This is a genomic window from Pseudomonas sp. P5_A2_2, assembly GCF_054177685.1.
This window is the reverse complement of the sequence record NZ_JBGCUL010000846.1, coordinates 1-1,936: the sequence shown is the minus strand read 5'-3', so window position 1 is coordinate 1,936 and position 1,936 is coordinate 1. Positions and strand designations below refer to the sequence as shown.

Annotated in this window: 3 protein-coding genes; 2 read left to right on the top strand and 1 reads right to left on the bottom strand. The window is 61.9% G+C overall.

The genetic code is table 11. The features are described from left to right. Positions 1-73 precede the first annotated feature (73 nt). Entirely contained in the window at positions 74-736 is a 663-nt protein-coding gene (gene yrfG, locus ACXRVY_RS26470) for a GMP/IMP nucleotidase (protein ID WP_150755608.1), read from the bottom strand. A gap of 88 nt (positions 737-824) precedes the next feature. Between yrfG and nudE the strand changes: the two genes are divergently transcribed. Together nudE and ACXRVY_RS26460 are read left to right on the top strand one after the other, a co-directional pair. Then, positions 825-1,391 carry an ADP compounds hydrolase NudE gene (gene nudE / locus ACXRVY_RS26465; RefSeq protein WP_223462740.1) on the top strand — a complete coding sequence of 189 codons (567 nt, stop codon included), beginning with the start codon at positions 825-827 and terminating at the stop codon, positions 1,389-1,391. Beyond that, on the top strand, positions 1,388-1,936 hold a 549-nt coding region (locus ACXRVY_RS26460), incomplete at its 3' end, for a 3'(2'),5'-bisphosphate nucleotidase CysQ family protein (RefSeq protein WP_458238668.1). The genes nudE and ACXRVY_RS26460, both read left to right, overlap by 4 nt.

The window sequence follows — 1,936 nt, the reverse complement described above, 5'->3', positions numbered from 1 at the left end:
GCCGTTCACGAAGGATGCGAACGACGCAGATCCTGTGGGAGCGTGGCTTGCCCGCGAAGCAGGCGCCTCGGTATCAAAGCCCCGCAATCAAATCCCGATAATCCCCGACCGCCGCAAACTCCGCCGTATCCTTCGGCCCCTTGCGGCTGTCCGGTTCACGCACGGCCAGCAAATGCGCCACGCCAAAGTCCCGTGCACTGCGCAAAATCGGCAAGGTGTCGTCGATGAACAGGCTGCGCGCCGGATCGAAATCGATATCGGCTTGCAGCGCATCCCAGAACTGCGGGTTTTCCTTGGGGAAGCCGTAGTCATGGGAACTGATCAAGCGCTCGAAGTACGGCGCCAGCTCGATTTTTTCCAGCTTCAACGACAGTGCATCCCGATGGGCATTGGTGATCAGCACCACGCGCTTGCCGGCCCGTTTGATCGCCGCCAGAAAGGTGTCGGCATCCGGGCGCAGGGCGATCAGATGCGCGGTTTCCAGTTTCAGGTCGCGCACCGACAGCTTCAGTTCGGCGCTCCAGAAGTCCAGGCAGTACCACTGCAACTGGCCGGCATTGCGCTCGAACAACGGCTGCAATTCCATCTCGGCCATGGCCCGGCTGACCCCGTGCAGTTCTGCGTAACGCTGGGGCAGGTGCTCCATCCAGAAGTGGTTGTCGAAATGCAGGTCCAGCAGCGTGCCGTCCATGTCCAGCAGAACGGTATCGATGTCGGACCAGGGTAATGAAGGCATGGCAACGTCTCGGGCAGTAGAAAGATTTCTGGCGTAAACAATCGGGCAAGCCGCGTTATAGTAGCGCGTTCACGCCAAGGAGCTTTGCATGCGCCAGAAACCCACCATACTCGCCCGCGAAATTGTCGCCACCAGTCGATTGTTCTGCGTCGAAGAGCTGAAGTTGCGCTTTTCCAACGGCGTGGAGCGCACCTATGAACGCCTGGTTGGCAAGGGTGCCGGGTACGGCGCGGTGATGATCGTGGCGATGCTCGATGCCGAGCATGCGGTACTGGTCGAGGAGTATTGCGGCGGCACCGATGCATATGAAATGTCGTTGCCCAAGGGTTTGATCGAGCCGGGCGAAGACGTGCTGGCGGCGGCCGAGCGTGAACTCAAGGAAGAGGCCGGTTTCGGTGCGCGGCAACTGGAGCACCTGACCGAGCTGTCGCTGTCCCCCGGTTACATGAGCCAGAAGATTCAGGTGGTGCTGGCCACCGACCTCTACGAAGAGCGACTGGAAGGCGACGAGCCCGAGCCGATGCGGGTGGACAAGATCAATCTGCGTGAACTCTCGGCGCTGGCGCAAAACCCGCAATTTACTGAAGGCCGAGCCTTGGCGGCGCTGTACCTGGCCCGAGACCTGCTGACTCAGCGCGGAGCGTTCCAGCCATGAATTTCCCGCATCCGTTGATGGCACCGGTCATCGAGCTGGCCTTGCAGGCCGGTGAGGCAATCCTGCCGTTCTGGCGCACGGGCACGGCCGTCACGGCGAAGGCTGATGATTCGCCGGTGACCGCTGCAGACCTGGCCGCGCACCACCTGATTCTGGCCGGGCTGACGAAACTGGACCCGAGCATTCCGGTGCTCTCCGAAGAGGACGCCAACATCCCCCAAAGCGTGCGGGCCGGATGGCAGCGCTGGTGGCTGGTTGATCCGCTGGATGGCACCAAGGAGTTCATCAGCGGCAGCGAAGAATTCACCGTCAACATCGCCCTGATCGAAAACGGTCGAGTGGTGTTCGGCGTGGTGTCGATGCCGACCAACGGTCGTTTCTATGTCGGTGGCGCCGGCCTCGGTGCCTGGCGCGGCGATAAAGGTGGCACGCCGGTGGCGATCAAGGTGCGTGATGCATTAGCGCCAGGCGAGTCGTTCACCGTGGTGGCCAGCCGTCGCCATTCGAGCCCGGAGCAAGAGCGTTTGCTGGCCGGGTTGAGCGCC